17 protein-coding genes are annotated in these 16,909 nt (G+C 69.7%); 14 read left to right on the forward strand and 3 right to left on the reverse strand.

The genetic code is table 11. The features are described from left to right. The first annotated feature begins 1 nt into the window (after nucleotide 1). From pafA to P3H15_RS05180, 8 genes are all read left to right on the forward strand, one after another. On the forward strand, nucleotides 2–1,360 hold the full coding sequence (pafA, locus tag P3H15_RS05145; RefSeq protein WP_012687833.1) for a Pup--protein ligase: 1,359 nt from the start codon (nucleotides 2–4) through the stop codon (nucleotides 1,358–1,360). Between the two features lie 47 nt (nucleotides 1,361–1,407). After that, on the forward strand, nucleotides 1,408–2,400 hold the full coding sequence (locus P3H15_RS05150; protein ID WP_276136248.1) for a YafY family protein: 993 nt from the start codon (nucleotides 1,408–1,410) through the stop codon (nucleotides 2,398–2,400). Further along, a complete protein-coding gene (locus P3H15_RS05155) occupies nucleotides 2,397–3,377 on the forward strand; it encodes a YafY family protein (protein ID WP_276136249.1) in 981 nt (326 codons plus the stop codon). Before P3H15_RS05150 ends, P3H15_RS05155 begins: the two co-directional genes overlap by 4 nt. After that, nucleotides 3,374–4,438 (forward strand): 2-dehydropantoate 2-reductase, encoded by a 1,065-nt coding sequence (locus tag P3H15_RS05160; protein ID WP_276136250.1) that lies wholly within the window; start codon nucleotides 3,374–3,376, stop codon nucleotides 4,436–4,438. Before P3H15_RS05155 ends, P3H15_RS05160 begins: the two co-directional genes overlap by 4 nt. A 72-nt stretch (nucleotides 4,439–4,510) precedes the next feature. Next, the gene (tatA, locus tag P3H15_RS05165; protein WP_276136251.1) at nucleotides 4,511–4,807 is read left to right on the forward strand and encodes a Sec-independent protein translocase subunit TatA; all 297 of its coding nucleotides are present in this window, start codon (nucleotides 4,511–4,513) and stop codon (nucleotides 4,805–4,807) included. A gap of 71 nt (nucleotides 4,808–4,878) precedes the next feature. Further along, the gene (tatC, locus tag P3H15_RS05170; RefSeq protein ID WP_276136252.1) at nucleotides 4,879–5,919 is read left to right on the forward strand and encodes a twin-arginine translocase subunit TatC; all 1,041 of its coding nucleotides are present in this window, start codon (nucleotides 4,879–4,881) and stop codon (nucleotides 5,917–5,919) included. Nucleotides 5,920–5,937: 18 nt separating this feature from the next. Continuing rightward, nucleotides 5,938–8,673 carry an RNA helicase gene (locus tag P3H15_RS05175; protein ID WP_276136423.1) on the forward strand — a complete coding sequence of 912 codons (2,736 nt, stop codon included), beginning with the start codon at nucleotides 5,938–5,940 and terminating at the stop codon, nucleotides 8,671–8,673. 102 nt (nucleotides 8,674–8,775) lie between these two features. After that, nucleotides 8,776–9,453, forward strand: coding sequence for a DUF4333 domain-containing protein (locus tag P3H15_RS05180; RefSeq protein WP_276136253.1), 678 nt, complete (start codon nucleotides 8,776–8,778; stop codon nucleotides 9,451–9,453). A 19-nt stretch (nucleotides 9,454–9,472) separates the two neighbouring features. Here the strand turns inward: P3H15_RS05180 and P3H15_RS05185 are convergent, their stop codons facing one another. Next, entirely contained in the window at nucleotides 9,473–10,429 is a 957-nt protein-coding gene (locus P3H15_RS05185) for a 5'-3' exonuclease (RefSeq protein WP_276136254.1), read from the reverse strand. Nucleotides 10,430–10,465: 36 nt separating this feature from the next. Here P3H15_RS05185 and P3H15_RS05190 point away from each other — a divergent pair, with 36 nt between their 5' ends. Continuing rightward, the gene (locus tag P3H15_RS05190) at nucleotides 10,466–11,605 is read left to right on the forward strand and encodes a Xaa-Pro peptidase family protein (RefSeq protein WP_276136255.1); all 1,140 of its coding nucleotides are present in this window, start codon (nucleotides 10,466–10,468) and stop codon (nucleotides 11,603–11,605) included. Between the two features lie 128 nt (nucleotides 11,606–11,733). Continuing rightward, complete coding sequence (locus P3H15_RS05195) at nucleotides 11,734–12,492, forward strand: polyprenol monophosphomannose synthase (protein ID WP_276136256.1); 759 nt, start codon at nucleotides 11,734–11,736, stop codon at nucleotides 12,490–12,492. Here P3H15_RS05195 and P3H15_RS05200 read toward each other — a convergent pair. Continuing rightward, nucleotides 12,452–12,865 carry a TIGR03618 family F420-dependent PPOX class oxidoreductase gene (locus tag P3H15_RS05200; protein WP_012687822.1) on the reverse strand — a complete coding sequence of 138 codons (414 nt, stop codon included), beginning with the start codon at nucleotides 12,863–12,865 and terminating at the stop codon, nucleotides 12,452–12,454. The two genes, P3H15_RS05195 and P3H15_RS05200, sit on opposite strands and share 41 nt — an antisense overlap. Before the next feature lie 30 nt (nucleotides 12,866–12,895). On the opposite strand from P3H15_RS05200, the gene P3H15_RS05205 reads away from it, so the two are divergent. From P3H15_RS05205 to P3H15_RS05220, 4 genes are read left to right on the forward strand one after another with little or no spacing between them, the layout of a single operon-like run. Further along, entirely contained in the window at nucleotides 12,896–13,669 is a 774-nt protein-coding gene (locus P3H15_RS05205; RefSeq protein ID WP_276136257.1) for an SDR family NAD(P)-dependent oxidoreductase, read from the forward strand. Beyond that, nucleotides 13,666–14,901 (forward strand): precorrin-6y C5,15-methyltransferase (decarboxylating) subunit CbiE, encoded by a 1,236-nt coding sequence (gene cbiE, locus P3H15_RS05210; RefSeq protein ID WP_276136258.1) that lies wholly within the window; start codon nucleotides 13,666–13,668, stop codon nucleotides 14,899–14,901. The genes P3H15_RS05205 and cbiE overlap by 4 nt, the downstream gene beginning before the upstream one ends. Continuing rightward, nucleotides 14,898–15,647 carry a precorrin-4 C(11)-methyltransferase gene (gene cobM / locus P3H15_RS05215; RefSeq protein ID WP_276136259.1) on the forward strand — a complete coding sequence of 250 codons (750 nt, stop codon included), beginning with the start codon at nucleotides 14,898–14,900 and terminating at the stop codon, nucleotides 15,645–15,647. The genes cbiE and cobM overlap by 4 nt, the downstream gene beginning before the upstream one ends. Nucleotides 15,648–15,649: 2 nt before the next feature. Continuing rightward, nucleotides 15,650–16,396 carry a cobalt-precorrin-6A reductase gene (locus P3H15_RS05220; protein ID WP_276136260.1) on the forward strand — a complete coding sequence of 249 codons (747 nt, stop codon included), beginning with the start codon at nucleotides 15,650–15,652 and terminating at the stop codon, nucleotides 16,394–16,396. A gap of 12 nt (nucleotides 16,397–16,408) precedes the next feature. Here P3H15_RS05220 and P3H15_RS05225 read toward each other — a convergent pair whose 3' ends face one another. Then, nucleotides 16,409–16,846: a cupin domain-containing protein gene (locus P3H15_RS05225; RefSeq protein WP_276136261.1), complete on the reverse strand. Its 438-nt coding sequence runs from the start codon at nucleotides 16,844–16,846 to the stop codon at nucleotides 16,409–16,411. Nucleotides 16,847–16,909: the final 63 nt, after the last annotated feature.

The following is a 16,909-nucleotide window of genomic DNA, read 5'->3' on the forward strand; positions in this document are numbered from 1 at the left end:
TGTGCAGCGACGAATCATGGGAATTGAGACAGAGTTCGGTGTGACCTGCACCTTCCATGGTCACAGGCGACTGAGCCCGGACGAGGTTGCGCGCTACCTGTTCCGGCGGGTGGTGTCGTGGGGCCGGAGTTCCAACGTGTTCCTCCGGAACGGTGCCCGCCTGTATCTGGATGTCGGCTCGCACCCCGAATACGCGACAGCCGAGTGCGACAACCTCATCCAGTTGGTCAACCACGACCGGGCGGGTGAGCGCGTCCTCGAGGAGTTGCTGATCGACGCCGAGCAGCGGCTCGCCGAGGAAGGCATCGGCGGCGACATCTATCTGTTCAAGAACAACACGGACTCGGCGGGTAATTCGTACGGCTGTCACGAGAACTTCCTCGTGGCGCGGGCCGGCGAATTCTCCCGGATCTCGGATGTGCTGCTCCCGTTCCTGGTGACGCGGCAGCTGATCTGCGGCGCGGGCAAGGTACTGCAGACGCCGAAGGCGGCCACGTTCTGCCTGTCGCAGCGCGCCGAGCACATCTGGGAGGGCGTGTCCTCGGCGACCACGCGGTCGCGGCCCATCATCAACACCCGCGACGAGCCGCACGCCGACGCGGAGAAATACCGCCGCCTGCACGTGATCGTCGGCGACTCGAACATGTCCGAGTCCACCACGATGCTGAAGGTGGGCACGGCGGCGCTCGTGCTCGAGATGATCGAGGCCGGGGTGTCGTTCCGCGACTTCGCGCTCGACAACCCGATCCGCGCCATCCGCGAGGTCAGCCACGACGTCACCGGGCGCCGCCCGGTGCGGCTCGCGGGCGGCAGGCAGGCCAGCGCCCTCGACATCCAGCGGGAGTACCACGCCCGCGCCGTCGAACACCTGCAGAACCGCGACCCCGATCCGCAGGTCACGCAGGTGGTCGACCTGTGGGGCCGCATGCTGGACGCCGTCGAGACGCAGGATTTCGCGAAGGTCGACACGGAGATCGACTGGGTGATCAAGCGCAAGCTGTTCCAGCGCTACCAGGACCGGCACGGCTTCGAACTGGCCGACCCGAAGATCGCGCAACTCGATCTGGCGTACCACGACATCAAACGCGGTCGCGGCGTGTTCGACGTGCTGCAGCGCAAGGGTCTGGTGAAGCGGATCACCGAGGACGAGACCATCGAGGCCGCGGTGGACACGCCGCCGCAGACCACCCGGGCGAAGCTGCGCGGCGAGTTCATCACCGCCGCGCAGGAGGCCGGACGCGACTTCACGGTCGACTGGGTGCATCTCAAGCTCAACGACCAGGCCCAGCGGACCGTGCTGTGCAAGGACCCGTTCCGATCGGTCGACGAGCGGGTGGAGCGGCTGATTGCCTCGATGTAGCGGCGCTCGGGGAGTCCGTAACGGGCTCACCCACTAGGCTTCCGGGCGTGCCGACTTCCAAGATCGAGCGCTTGATGAACCTGGTGATCTGTTTGCTGTCCACCAGACAGTTCCTCACCGCCGAGAAGATTCGCGAGAGCGTTGCCGGGTACGCCGACTCCGCCAGCGACGAGGCGTTCAGCCGCATGTTCGAACGCGACAAGAACGAGTTGCGGGATCTCGGTGTTCCGCTCGAGACCGGGCAGGCGTCGCGGTTCTCGACGGTCGAGGGCTATCGGATCAACCGCAATGCGTACGAGCTCCCCGACATCGACCTCAGCCAGGAGGAGTCGGCGGCGGTCGCGGTGGCCGTCCAGTTGTGGGAGTCGCCGGAGTTGACGTCCGCGGCGCAGGGGGCGCTGCTCAAGCTGCGTGCGGCGGGTGTGCAGGTGGATCCGGATTCGGCGGCCACCCCGATCACGGCGGTGCCCGCCCGGACCCGCGGCTCCGAACCGGCGCTCGGCAAGCTGCTGGCGGCGGTCGACGCCGGCCGCGCCGTGCACTTCCCGCATCGGGGGGCTCTCAACGAGCCGTACACCGAACGCACCGTGGAACCGTGGGGTGTCGTCACCGCCCACGGCCGGTGGTACCTCGTCGGTCACGACGTCGACCGGGGAGCCGTCCGGACGTTCCGGCTGTCGCGGATCGGCGACGACGTGACGGAGTTCGGACCGTCGGGGGTCGTCCACAAACCCGCGGGCGTCGACCTCAGGGACATCGTCGACCGGGTCACCGGTTCGGGTGAGGTCACCGGCACCGCCACCGTGTGGGTGGCCGAGGGCCGAGCCCAGGAACTGCGCCGACTGGCGACCACCGCGGAAGAGAAGCGGGTGAACGAGCGCGGCGGCACCGTGCTCCGGATCCCCGTCCACTCCCGGGACTGGATCGCGCGGCTGGTCGCGGGCCACGGGGCGGACGCCCTCGTCCTCGATCCGCCGGAACTACGACACGATGTGCTGACCAAGCTGAAGGACGCCGCAGGGGAAGGGGGGACGTCGTGAGCAACAGGCTGTCGTCGCGACTGTCCCGGCTCCTCAACCTGGTGCCGTATTTCATCGCGAACCCCGGGATGAGCGCCGCCGAGGCCGCCGCCGAACTGGGCGTCACCACCACGCAGCTGATGTCCGACCTCAACCAGTTGTGGGTGTGCGGGCTGCCCGGCTACGGTCCCGGTGACCTCATCGACCTGTCGTTCTCCGAGGAGAGCATCGAGGTGACGTTCTCGGCGGGCATCGACCGTCCGCTGCGGTTGACGTCCACCGAGGCGACCGCCCTGCTGATTGCCCTGCGTTCGCTGGTGGAGATGCCGGGCATGGTCGACCCGTCCGCGGCGCACAGTGCGATCGCGAAGATCGAGGATGCCGCGGGCACGGCGGCGGCCCGTGCGGCGGTGACGCCGGCGTCCGAGCGGGACGTGGTGGAGGACGTGGCGGAAGATCCCATCGCCGCCGCGGTGCGATCCGCGCTCCATCGCCGGCGGGCCCTCCACCTGACGTACTACTCGGCGTCCCGGGACCGGGTCACCGAGCGCACCGTGGATCCGGTGCGGATCGTGCTGGTCGACAATCACAGCTATCTGCAGGCATGGTGCCGGCAGGCCGAGGGGGTCCGGCTGTTCCGTCTCGACCGGATCGATGCCGCCACCGAACTGGATGAGCCGTCCACCCCGCCGGCGCAGGCGCTCGTGCGGGACTCCAATCTGGAGTTGTTCAGCGGCGACGCATCCCTTCCCCAGGCACGGTTGCACATCCGCGCCGACTGCGTGTGGGTGCTCGACTACTACCCGATGGATGTCGCCACGCTCGCCGCCGACGGTTCGGTCGAGGCGACCATGAGTTACGGGGCGCTGGAGTGGATGGCCCGGCTCGTGCTCGGGTTCGGTTCCGGAATCACCGTGCTCGAACCACCCGACCTGGTCGACGAGGTGCGCCGCCGGGCCGTGGAGGCGCTGTCCGCCTACGAGGCCGTCGAGGCATGACCGGCGCCGCGCGTCCGCTGCGGATCAGTGTGTTCGGGGCGGGCAGCATCGGGTGCTATCTCGGGGGCCGGCTCGCCGCGGCCGGCGCCGAGGTGACCCTGATCGGCCGGGAGCGGGTCGGGACAGAGATCCGTGACCACGGGTTGCGGCTGACGGACCTGCACGGATCGGACATCCGCGTCGGTGCCCGCGACATCGCCTTCGACACCGGGGCCGGGTCGGCGGCCACCGCCGATCTCGTCGTCGTGTCGGTGAAGTCGGCGGGGACGCCGGAGGCGGGTGCCACACTCGCGTCGGCGATCGGCCCCGGCACCGTCGTGGTCAGCGCCCAGAACGGGCTGGGCAACGCGGACACCCTGCGCGCCGCACTCCCGGAGCAGGTGGTTCTCGCGGCGATGGTGCCGTTCAATGTGGTGCACCGCGGCGACGGGCACTTTCACCAGGGTTCCGAGGGCGACCTCGAGATCGAGCAGCATCCGGCGGTGCGCGCATTCGCGCCGGTGTTCGACGACGCCGGACTGCCGCTGCACGCCCACGAGGACTTCCGGTCGGTGCAGTGGGCGAAGCTGCTGCTCAACCTGAACAACCCGGTCAACGCCCTGTCCGGTCTGCCGCTCCGCGAGGAGTTGTCGCGGCGGCCGTTCCGCCGGGCTCTCGCCCTGGCGCAGCGAGAAGCCCTCGCACTCCTGACCGCCCGCGGTATCGCTGTCGCCAAGCTCACACCGCTGCCGCCGCAGTGGATTCCCCGGTTGCTGACCGTCCCGGACGGAGTGTTCCGGGTGGCGGGCAGCCGGATGCTGGCCATCGACCCGCACGCGCGGTCGTCGATGTGGGACGACCTCGAGGCGGGCAGGCGCACCGAAGTGGACTGGATCAGTGGGGAGATCGTGCGCCTGGCGGAGGCGTCGGGGACGGCCGCGCCGGTGAACGCGAGGCTGGTCGCACTGATCCGCGAGGCCGAGGCGGGCGGGAACCGGCAGTGGTCCGGGGACGCCTTGCTCGCCGATCTGCGCTCACAGCGGGGACCCGGGAAACCCGCAGGGAAAGGGCAGCGCAGCTAGCCGGTTTCGACCGGGCTGGTGCCGTGTATGTCCGGTAGCATCAGGGTTACCTGATCTTTTGGAGGTTTCATCATGGGAGCCATGAGCCCCTGGCACTGGGCCATCGTCGCGCTGGTCGTCGTCATCCTGTTCGGTTCCAAGAAGCTGCCCGACGCGGCTCGTGGACTCGGCCGTTCGCTCCGCATCTTCAAGAGCGAGGTCAAGGAGATGCAGAACGACAACAGCACGCCGGCGCCCACCGCGCAGAGTGCGCCCCCCGCGCAGAGCGCGCCCGCCGAGCTGCCCGTGGCGGACACCACCGCCGCACCGGTCACTCCTCCGGCGCCGGTGCAGCCGCAGTCGCAGCACACCGAGCCCAAGTCGGCGTAGCCCGAGCCGCCTGACAACCGGGGTGACTCTTCACCCCGGTTGACTGCTGACCAAGACTAGGGCGAACAACAGTGCGAATTCCGTTCGATCCGCGCCACAGTAAGCGGAGGACCAACCCCGACGGCACCATGTCGTTGGTCGATCACCTCTACGAGTTGCGCACGCGACTGCTCCTGTCGGTGCTGGCCATCGTGGTCACCACCGCGGTGGGCTTCTTCTGGTACTCCCACGAGATCTTCGGCATCGAGAGTCTCGGCGAACTCCTGCGTGGGCCGTACTGTTCGCTGCCGGAGTCGAGTCGCGCCGACCTGAGCAACGACGGGTCGTGCCGACTCCTCGCGACCGGACCGTTCGAGCAGTTCATGCTCCGCTTCAAGGTCGCGTTCACGGCGGGCGTCGTCCTCGCCTGCCCCATTTGGCTGTACCAGCTGTGGGCGTTCATCACCCCCGGTTTGTACGCGAAGGAACGCCGCTACGCGATCGGCTTCGTGGTGTCCGGCGCGGCGCTGTTCATGGCCGGCGCCGTTCTGGCGTACGTGGTCGTCGCGAAGGCCCTGCATTTCCTGCTGACGATCGGCGACAACGTCCAGATCACCGCACTCGGCGGCGCGGAGTACTTCGGGTTCATCATCAACCTGCTGATCATCTTCGGCGTCAGCTTCGAGATCCCGCTGCTCATCGTCGCCCTGAACTTCGTCGGCGTTCTGTCCTACGCGAAGCTCAAGGCGTGGCGCCGCGGCCTGATCTTCGCCCTGTTCGTGTTCGCCGCGATCGCCACACCCGGTCAGGACCCGTTCTCGATGCTCGCGCTCGCGTTCGCGTTGACGCTGCTGTTCGAGATCGCGGTGCAGATCGCCCGCGTCAACGATCGCCGCAAGGCTCGTCGCACGGAGCAGGAGTGGGGTGCCCTCGACGACGACGAGGCGTCGACGATCGCGGCGCCGTCGGACCTGAACGAGTCGTTCGACGTGGCCGCCACCGCGGTCCCCGAGCCCGCGGGCCGGTTCCGTCGTTCCCGCAAGTCCGGGAAGTCCGGTGCTGCGAACAAGAACGACGACGCGAGCACGACCGGCAGCAACACACCGGGTCAGGACTTCTCCGACACCCTGTGACAATCTGACGGGGTGGCAGTGACAACAGGTGACACGACCGGCGGCACCGAACTCGATGTGTTCTCGGCGCAGCTCGGTTTCGTGCTCGACCCCTTCCAGATCAACGCCTGCCGCGCGCTCGAGGGCGGCCACGGCGTCCTCGTCTGCGCCCCGACCGGCGCGGGAAAGACGGTGGTCGGCGAATTCGCCGTGCACCTGGCGCTCGCGGCCGGTCGCAAGTGCTTCTACACCACGCCGATCAAGGCGCTGAGCAATCAGAAGTACGCGGAATTGGTGCGACGCTACGGCAAGGACACGGTCGGGCTGCTGACCGGAGATTCGAGCATCAACTCGGACGCCCCGGTGGTCGTGATGACCACCGAGGTGTTGCGGAACATGCTGTACGCCGATTCCGCCGCGCTGCGCGGGTTGTCGCACGTCGTCATGGACGAGGTGCATTTCCTGGCCGACCGGTTCCGTGGGGCGGTGTGGGAAGAGGTGATCCTGCACCTGTCCGAGGACGTCCGGCTCGTCAGTCTGTCGGCGACCGTCAGCAACGCCGAGGAGTTCGGTGCGTGGATGGAGACGGTGCGCGGCGACACCACCGTGGTGGTCGACGAGAACCGCCCGATCCCGCTGTGGCAGCACATCATGGTCGGAAAGCGGCTGTTCGACCTGTTCGATACGAGGGCGCGCAGCGGGGACGCCCGCAAGGATCTGGTGGTCGACCAGGATCTGGTGCGTCACGTCAAGCAGCGGCAGGCCCTCGAACGGGCCGACTCGTGGGAGTCGCGGGGCAGGGGACGACGCGGCGGCGGCCGCGGGTACTCCAGCGATTTCCGGCCGCTGCCCCGGCCGGAAGTGATCTCCCGTCTCGACGACGAGGGGCTCCTCCCGGCGATCACGTTCATCTTCAGCCGGGCCGGGTGCGACGCCGCGCTGGCCCAGTGCCTGCGATCCCGGCTCGATCTGACGACGCCGGAGCAGGTCGCCGAGATCCGGACCATCGTCGACGCCCACACCGGCGAACTGCCGAAAGCCGATCTGGAGGTCCTCGGGTACTGGGAATGGCGCAAGGCGCTCGAGCGTGGTCTCGCCGCGCACCACGCGGGGATGTTGCCCGCGTTCCGGCAGACGGTCGAGGAGTTGTTCGTCAAGGGTCTGGTCCGGGCCGTGTTCGCCACCGAGACGCTGGCGCTCGGCATCAACATGCCCGCCCGCACCGTCGTCCTCGAACGCCTCGTCAAGTACAACGGCGAGGCCCACGCAGAACTCACCCCGGGGGAGTACACCCAGCTCACGGGCCGGGCGGGACGTCGCGGTATCGACGTCGAGGGCCACGCGGTGGTCCTGTGGCAGCCCGGGGTGGAACCGGTGGACGTCGCCGGGCTGGCGTCCACCCGCACGTTCCCGCTGCGCAGTTCGTTCCGTCCCGGTTACAACATGACGATCAACCTGGTCGACCGCATGGGTGCGGCGGAATCGCGGGCCCTGCTCGAGCGGTCGTTCGCCCAGTTCCAGGCCGACCGGTCGGTGGTCGGCCTGACGCGCGGCATCGAACGCAACGAGGCCGCGCTCACCACGCTCAGCGAACGGCTCGGCGGCGAGGACGGCGAGTACTTCGAGTACGCGCGGCTGCGGGAGGAACTGAGCAGCCGGGAACGATCGCTCGAACGCGCAGGCCGGACCGAACGCCGGGACGCCGCCGTCGCCTCGCTCGTCGCCCTGCGGCGCGGCGACGTGATCGCGATCCCCGTGGGACGGCACTCCGGTCTGGCGGTGGTGCTGGAACCGGACCGGGATCCGACGGACCCGAAGCCGTTGATCCTCACCGAGGCGAAGTGGGCGGGCCGGGTGTCGGCGGGCGACTTCCCCGAGCCGGCACGGTCTTTGGGATCGATGCGGTTGCCGCGACGCTTCGATCACCACACGGCCCGGGTGCGACGCGATCTGGCATCGGCGTTGCGCAGCACCGGAATCGTCGCGCCGGGCCGGCGGAAGCGGAAGAAGTCGGGTGCGGCCGGAGACGACGCCGAGATCGCGCGGCTGCGGCGCGCGATCCGGCAGCATCCGTGCCACAGCTGGCCCGACCGCGAGCAGCTGAGCCGGATCGGTGAGCGCTACAACCGGCTGGCGCGCGAGACGGAGACGATGCGGCAGAAGGTCGCCGCCACGACGAACTCGTTGGCGCGCACGTTCGATCGGATCCTGTCGCTGCTCGCCGAGCGCGATTACGTCTCGGCGGGTGAGCACCCCGATGCCACCGAGCACGGCACCCGGTTGAGCCGGATCTATTGCGAGAGCGACCTCTTGGTGGCCGAGTGCCTCCGGCAGGGTGTGTGGAAGGGGCTCGGGCCCGCGGAACTCGCCGCCGTCGCGTCCGCCGTGATCTTCGAATCGCGCCGCGAGGGGGACACGGTCGAGAGCGGCGGTCCGGGAGCGCTGCGGCACGCCCTCGACGAAACCGTGCGGGTGTGGCGGGAACTGCGGGCGGACGAGATTCGGCACAAGCTGCCGCCCACCCGTGAACCGGACTTCGGCTTCGCCGCCGCGATCTACCACTGGGCCAGCGACAATTCGCTCGTCGAGGCGCTGATCGCGGCGGGAGACCAGGGGCGCGCGCTGTCCGCCGGCGACTTCGTGCGGTGGTGTCGGCAGGTGATCGACCTCCTCGAGCAGGTCCGGTCGACGTCGCCCGATCCGGAGGTCGGAAAGGCGGCAGGTCGTGCGGTCGCGGCGATCCGTCGCGGCGTCGTCGCCGTGGATGCTGCGTGACCCGACGCCGTGTGGTTGGATTCGCACGCCGTCCGAGGGCCCGAATCCGATGGTGGGGCGTTACGGTAGGTACAAAACTTGACACGTGAGCGGGAGGCGACGATGAGCGGCCCTTACGGACCGAACGACCCGAACGGGCAATGGGCCCAGGGACAGCAACCGGGCCAGGGCAATCCTGACCAGACCGGCGGCCAGTACGGCGCGCCGCAGTACGGTCAGCAGCCGCCCGCCCAGCCGTGGGGTCAGCAACCGGGTCAGCCTCAGCAGCCCGGGCAGCCGCAGTGGGGCCAGCAGCCCGGACAGCCCCAGTGGGGTCAGCAGCCGCAGCCCGGTCAGCTCGGACAGCCGGGGCCGGGGCAGTGGGGCCAGCAGCCTGGGCAGCCGCAGTGGGGTCAGCAACCGGGTCAGCCGCAGCAGTGGGGACCGGCCCCCGGCCAGCAGCAGTGGGGTCAGCCGCCGTCCTCGGGGAAGTCGAAGCTGCCGTTGATCATCGGCGGTGTGGTGGCACTGCTGGTGATCGTGGGTATCGCCCTGGTGCTGGCGTTCACGGTGTTCGGCACGGACACTCTCGATCAGAAGGCGGCGGAGGACGGTGTCGAGCGCATCGTCACCGATTCGTACGGCGCCGAGAACGTGTCCGGTGTCACCTGCCCCTCGGGCCAGGAAGTGAAGAAGGGCAACAGTTTCACGTGCAGCCTCACCGTCGACGGTGAGAAGAAGCAGGTCACTCTGACCTTCACCGACGACAAGGGCACCTACGAGGTGAGCCGCCCCAGCTAGGCGGCGGCCCACCCGACCGTCACGGAACCCGTGCGGCGGCCACCTTTTTCATCGCCGTCGTGAGGCGTCCCACGGAGTTCTCGATTCCGAGTTCGTCCGCCAGCCTGCCGAGCCGGTCCGCGTCGACCGGTTCGGCGGGCAGCGTGTCTTCGCGGGACAGTTCGACGTCCGCGTCGCGCACGACCCGCACCACCGGCAGCGCCGCGTCGAGATAGTCGGCCGCGGCGGCGAACTTCGCGCGCGCACCCTTCGCCATGTCCGATTCTGGATCGACGGCCGCGGCCCGCAGCGCGGCGAGCGATCCGTACTGCATGATCAGGCTGGACGCGGTTTTCTCACCGATTCCCTTCACGCCCGGCAGTCCGTCGGACGAGTCGCCGCGCAGCAGCGCGAGTTCGGCGTAGGCCTCACCGGCCCGGTCGGTGGGCACCCCGTACTTGGCTGCCACTTCTTCGGGCCCGAGCAACTCCGCCTTGGCGAGTCCGCGCACCACGTACAGCACCCGCACGGGCACCGGGTCGTTCGTGACGACCTGCAGGAGGTCGCGGTCGCCGGTGACCACGACGACCGGGTCGCGGGTCTCGGTGGCGGCGAGGGTGCCGAGAACGTCGTCGGCTTCGAGGCCTTCCGCGCCCGCGGTCGCGATTCCGGTGGCGGCCAGGACATCCAGGATCATCGGGACCTGTGGCGACAGGGTGTCGGGGACCTCTTCCTCCGCCCCGCCGGTGTCCTCGGCCACCCGGTGCGCCTTGTAGGTGGGCACCGCTTCGACGCGGAACGCGGGCCGCCAGTCCAGGTCGAGGCACACCGCGAGCCGGGACGGCTGGTGCTTGGTGATCAGTGCGGCCACCATGTCGGTGAATCCGCGCACTGCGTTGACGGATCGACCGTCAGGTGAAGTGATCGAGTCGGGTAGCGCGTAGTACGCGCGAAACCACAGGCTGGCACCGTCGAGGAGAAGCAGAGGCCCTGTCATGACCCTCATCCTGCCAAACCGGTTTAGCCTGAAGCCATGAGTTCCCTCGGCGCATCGCCTTCACGTTTCCCGACGACCATCTATGCCGACCGGATCGCGCGGGCAGGCGCCCTGGCCCGTGATGCCGGACTCGACGGTCTCCTCATCACGCCCGGACCGGATCTGCGGTATCTGCTGGGTTCGCGCGCGGAGTCGTTCGAACGGCTCACCTGCCTGGTGATTCCGGCGAACGGCGACACCGCGTCCGTGGTCGTGCCGCGGCTCGAACTGGCCGCGCTGACCGAATCCGCCACGTCCGAACTGGGTCTGACGGTCCGCGACTGGGTGGACGGGGTCGACCCGTACGCGCTGGTGTCGGGTCTGCTGCCGTCTCCTGCGCGGACCGCCGTCACGGATGCGATGCCCGCGCTGCACCTGATTCCGCTGTCGGAGGCGCTCGGGGCGCTGCCGGTCCTGGCCACCGACGTGCTGCGGGAGCTGCGGATGGTCAAGGACGACGCGGAGATCGACGCGTTGCGCCGGGCCGGTCAGGCCATCGACCGGGTCCACGCCCGGATGGGAGAGTTCCTGAAGGTGGGCCGCACCGAGGCCGCGGTGGCGGCGGACATCACGGCGGCGATCCTCGACGAGGGCCACACCGAGGCGGCGTTCGTCATCGTCGGCTCGGGACCGCACGGCGCCGACCCGCACCACGAGGTGTCCGAGCGGGTCGTCGAGTCGGGTGACGTCGTGGTCATCGACATCGGCGGACCCGTCGAACCCGGGTACAACTCCGACTCCACCCGCACCTACAGCATGGGTGAACCCGATCCGGGTGTGGCCGCGAAGTTCGCGGTGCTCGAGCAGGCGCAGGCGGCGGCGGTCGCCCTGGTGCGTCCCGGCGTCACCGCCGAGGCGGTCGACGCGGCCGCCAGGGACCTGCTGGCCGCGCAGGGGCTCGCCGAGGTGTTCGTGCATCGGACCGGGCACGGAATCGGTCTGTCGGTGCATGAGGAGCCGTACATCGTCTCGGGTAACGCGATCGAACTGACCGAGGGGATGGCCTTCAGTGTGGAACCGGGAATCTACTTCCGCGGGGAGTGGGGTGCCCGCATCGAGGACATCGTCATCGTGACCGCGGACGGCTGTGAGCCGGTCAACACCCGGCCGCACGGGTTGACGGTTCTCCCGGGCTGAGTACGCCGCGGGAACCGGGAGTGTGCGGGGCGGTGCGGCGCGGGTAGTAACATCTCCCATTTGTTCACGACCGCACTCGCCGCTGCACGTCCGCGGAGAGTCGGGATCACAGATCAACCGAAGGTGTCATGGAAAGCGTCGCCCCGAAGGTAACCGTCGTCGTCCCGACCTACAACGAACGCGACAACCTGCCCAAGATCGTCGAGCTTCTCGCGGCGTTGGCCATCCCGAACCTGCACGTGCTGGTCGTCGACGACAACTCGCCGGACGGCACCGGTGAGGTCGCCGACACGCTCGCGCAGAGCGGTCCGATCCCGGTCGGTGTGCTGCACCGGACCGTGAAGGACGGCCTCGGGCGGGCCTACGTCGCCGGAATGACGCGTGCGCTGTCCGAGGGCGCGGACATCGTGATCCAGATGGACGCCGACCTGTCGCACCCCACCGAGGCCATCCCGCGGATGGTGGAGACGCTGACGACGACGGATGCGGCCGTCGTGCTCGGCTCCCGCTACGTGGCGGGCGGCGCGGTCGCCAGCGACTGGCCCTGGCACCGCAAGGCGCTGTCGGCGTGGGCGAACTTCTACGTCAACGCGATCCTGCGGTTGCGGGTCAAGGACGCCACCGCCGGATTCAAGGCGTGGCACGCGGACACGCTGCGGGCCATCGACGTCGAGGGTGTGCAGAGCAACGGGTACGCGTTCCAGGTGGAGATGAACTACCGGGTGGTGCAACGCGGCATGACGATCGCCGAGGTCCCGATCCGGTTCGAGGAACGCACCGACGGCGTGTCCAAGATGAGCCTCGCGGTGCAGCTCGAGTCGGCGCGGGTCCCGTGGACGCTGCGGTTCAGTCGTGACGCAGCGCAGCCGAGCCGAGTACGCGGCTGACGGCGATCTCCACGACCACCCGTGTCGGGTTCACCCGGGGCTGGCGGTACCTCGCGGCGTAGCGGGCCACGGCGTCGGCGACGGATTCGGGGTCGGTGAGGACCCGGGCGGGACCTTCGAGCGTCATCCAGCGCGGTCCGTCCACCTGGCTGACCGCGCCGTACCCTCCGCGTTCGGCGTTGAGGGCCTTCTGCGAGGAGCCGTTGGTGATGACCCGTGCCAGCCCGTGCTCCTGATCCCAGGTGAAGCCGACGGCGACGACGTGCGGGGTGCCGTTCTTGCGCAGCGTGGTGAGCGTCCCGAGGTGGTATTCGCCGAGGAAGGCGAGCGCCGCGTCGGGCAGGCGGATCGGGGTGGAGGGGGTGCGGTCCATCCCCCGACGGTAATCCAGGACACTGGACGGGTGAGCCTGGGATCGAAGAAGAACAGCGGAAAGCGCGACGACGGGGTGGTACTCCTGCTCGGTGGTCGCAGCGAGATCGGTCTCGAGATCGCCTCCCGGCTCGCGCCCGGCCGCACGATCGTCCTCGCCGCCCGCCGCAGCACCGAACTCGCCGCCGAGCGGCAGGCGCTGCTCGATGCGGGCGCGTCTGCGGTGGACTGCGTGGAATTCGACGCCGACGACCTCGACAGCCACGAGAAGCTGCTGAGATCCGTCGTCGACGCCCACGGCCCGCTGTCGGTGGCGGTGCTGGCGTTCGGCATTCTGGGCGACCAGGCGCGCGCCGAGCGGGACGCACGGCACGCCGTCGCCGTGGTCCACACCGACTACGTCGCGCAGGTCTCTGTGCTCACCCACCTCGCCACCCTGCTCCGGGAGCAGCGGTCGGGACGGATCGTGGTGTTCTCGTCCGTCGCGGGTGTGCGGGTGCGCCGCGCCAACTACGTCTACGGGTCGGCGAAGGCCGGCCTGGACGGGTTCGCCTCCGGTCTGGGCGACGCCCTCCACGGCAGCGGGGTGTCCCTGCTGCTCGTGCGGCCCGGCTTCGTGATCGGCCGGATGACCGAGGGAATGTCGCCCGCGCCGATGTCGAGCACGCCGGCACAGGTCGCGGACGCGACCGTGCGGGGCCTGCGCCGCAGCGCGAGCCGAGTATGGGTGCCGGGACGGTTGCGGCCGGTGTTCTTCGTCATACGACTGCTGCCGCAGGCGATCTGGCGCCGGATGCCGCGATGACCGACCCGATCGTCGTCGTCGGTATCGGTGCCGACGGGTGGGACGGTCTGTCGCCGGCTGCGCGCCGCGCGATCGAGGCTGCCGACGTCGTGATGGGTTCGGGGCGCCAACTCGCCCTGATTCCCGAGTCGCCCGCGCTGCGGGTGGCCTGGCCGTCGCCGCTGGTCCCGGCACTGCCCGGTCTGTTCGAGCAGCACCAGGGCCGGCGGGTCTGCGTGCTCGCCAGCGGAGACCCGATGTTCCACGGCATCGGTGTCACTCTGGTCGGCCTCCTCGGCGCGGACCGGGTGCGGGTGATTCCGCACCCGTCCTCCGCCACCCTGGCCTGTGCCCGGCTGGGTTGGGCGGCGCACGAGACACCGGTGGTCAGTCTCGTGAATCGGCCCGTGGACACGCTCCTGCCGGCACTCGGCGATCGGACGCGACTGCTGGTGCTGAGCCGCGACGAGCACACCCCCGCGGCCGTTGCCGAACTCCTGACGGGACGGGGGTTCGGGCCGTCCCGGCTCACCGTGCTCGGCGAACTGGGCGGACCCTGCGAGTCGAGGCTCGACGGAACGGCGTCGGCGTGGTCGCACGAGCCGGGGCCCCGGCTGAACGTGATCGCGATCGACTGCCGCGCCGAGGCCGGCGCCGTCCGGCTGACGCGGCTGCCGGGACTGCCCGATGCCGCGTTCACCGGTGACGGGCAGATGACCAAACACGAGATCCGCGCCCTGACGCTGTGCGCCCTCGCACCCGCGGCGGGGGAGTTGCTGTGGGACGTGGGAGGCGGATCGGGCACCGTCGCGATCGAATGGATGCGTACTCACCCCCTCTGCCGGGCAGCGACTTTCGAGCGCAGTGCGGCACGCGTCGACCAGATCGCGTCGAACGCCGAAGCGCTCGGGGTGCCGTCCCTCGCCGTGTTCGGCGACGCACCCGCGGCATTCGACGACGTCCCCGCCGACCTGTCCGCGCCGGACGCGATCTTCGTCGGCGGTGGCGTCACCCAGGACGGTCTGCTGGACGAGTGCTGGTCCCGGCTCCGGGTCGGCGGCCGGCTGGTGGCCAACGCGGTGACGGCGGAATCGGAAGCGCTCCTGCTGCAGTGGTTCTCACACTGCGGTGGGCAGCTCCGCAAATTTCAGGTGTACCGGGGCGAGCCGCTCGGTGGGTTCACCGCGTGGCGGCCGCAACTGCCGGTGGCGCAGTGGTCGGTGACGAAGCAGTCGAAAGGTGTTGTGGCATGACGGTGTACTTCATCGGAGCCGGTCCCGGTGCGGCCGACCTGATCACGGTTCGCGCGCAGCGGATCATCGCGGCCAGCCCCGTCTGTCTGTACGCGGGCAGCCTCGTCCCGCAGGAACTCCTGGCGGAATGCCCCGAGGGGGCGCGGGTGATCGACACGGCGCGTCTGAGTCTCGACGAGATCGTCGCCCTGCTGATCGAGGCCGACGCGGCCGGTCAGGACGTCGCGCGACTGCATTCGGGTGACCCGTCGATCTTCAGTGCCGTCGCCGAACAGGTCCGCAGGCTCGAATCCGCCGGGGTCGCGTACACGGTCGTGCCCGGGGTGCCCGCGTTCACCGCGGCGGCGGCGTCGCTGGGCCGGGAACTGACCGTTCCCGGTGTCTCGCAGTCGATCGTGCTGACCCGCGTGTCCACCCTGTCCACCGCGATGCCGGAGGGTGAGGACCTGCGTTCCCTCGGCCGCAGCGGCGCCACGATGGTGGTGCACCTGGGAGCGCACCGGATCGATCAGATCGCCGAAGAACTCGCCGAGAACTACGGCCGCGACTGTCCGGCCGCTGTCGTCGCGTTCGCGTCGCGTCCCGACGAGATCGTGCTGCGCGGCACCCTGGCCACCATCGCCGATCAGGTGAAGGCGGCGGGCGTCACGAAGACCGCGGTGGTGATCGTCGGTAAGGTGCTTGCTGCCGAGGGGTTTCCGGACAGCTACCTGTATTCCGCCACCCGCGAGCGCACCACCCACTGAGCGTGACGTGGATCCTGATCCTCGGCGGCACCGGGGAGGCCCGCGCGTTGGCCGCGGCACTCGCGGACGTTCCGGGTGTCGAGGCCGTGTCCTCTCTCGCCGGCCGGGTCCGTGAACCGCGCCTGCCCGTCGGTGACGTGCGGATCGGCGGTTTCGGGGGAGCGGACGGCCTCGCGGAGTGGTTGCGCGTGCATCCCGTCGATGCGATCGTCGATGCGACGCACCCGTTCGCGGCGCAGATCACGCGCAACGCCGCCGATGCCGCGCACCGCCGCGGCATCCCGCTGGTGGTTCTCCGTCGCCCCGAGTGGTCGCCGCGTCCGGGTGAACATTGGCACGGCGCCGCGGACCTCGCCGACGCCGCCGAACTGCTGCCCGGACTGGGAACGAGAATCTTCCTCACCATCGGCAGGCAGGGCGTCGACGCGTTCGCAGACCTGCACGCACTGTGGTTCCTGATCCGCGCGATCGATCCGCCCGACGTCGCGATGCCGCCGCACTCGGCGCTGCTCCTGGCCCGCGGGCCGTTCGCGGTCGCCGACGAGACCGCACTGATGCGCGAGCACCGCATCGACGTCCTCGTCACCAAGAACAGCGGCGGCGGTCAGACCGACGCGAAACTGGACGCCGCACGCGCGCTGGGCGTCCCGGTACTGATGATTCGCCGTCCGCCGTTGCCGCCGGCGACGGCAACGGTGGACGACGTCGCGGGAGCCATCGCCTGGATCGGCGCCCTCACGCGACGATGATCCGGCCGGCCATCAGCAGGCCGGCGCCGGCGCGTCCTCGGACAGGGGCTTGCCCTCCGGTTCGGTGTAGAACGCGAGCAGGACCAGTGGTTCCGTACCCAGATTGGAACCCTCGTGGACGTGATCGCTGCCGTGGTCCTCGGTGATCGCCTGACCGGCGGTCGTCACCGCCGTCGTGCAGTCCTGCAGCGTGCGCGTCAGCACACCCGATTCGACGAAGGCGTACACCGGGCCGTCGTGGTAGTGCCACCCCGTCGTGCCGCCGGGGGCGATCTCGATGCGCCGCAGCGTCAGATCCGTGCCCGCCGAACTCCCGGCGACCGCCGGAACCGTCGTCTCGAACAGAACCTGTGCGGTCACCCCCGAAGACGGCGTGGCCTGGGCGGGGGAGGCGGACAGCACCACGGCGACGGCACAGGACAAGACGACCACACTCGATCTGAGGAGCATCGTGACGACCTCTCGGCGCGCTGGCCCTGCACACTGCGCGCAGGCGTCCAGGGGTGCATTACG

The sequence above is a fragment of the Rhodococcus sp. T2V genome (genome assembly GCF_029269925.1).
Lineage (GTDB): Bacteria > Actinomycetota > Actinomycetes > Mycobacteriales > Mycobacteriaceae > Rhodococcus_F > Rhodococcus_F koreensis.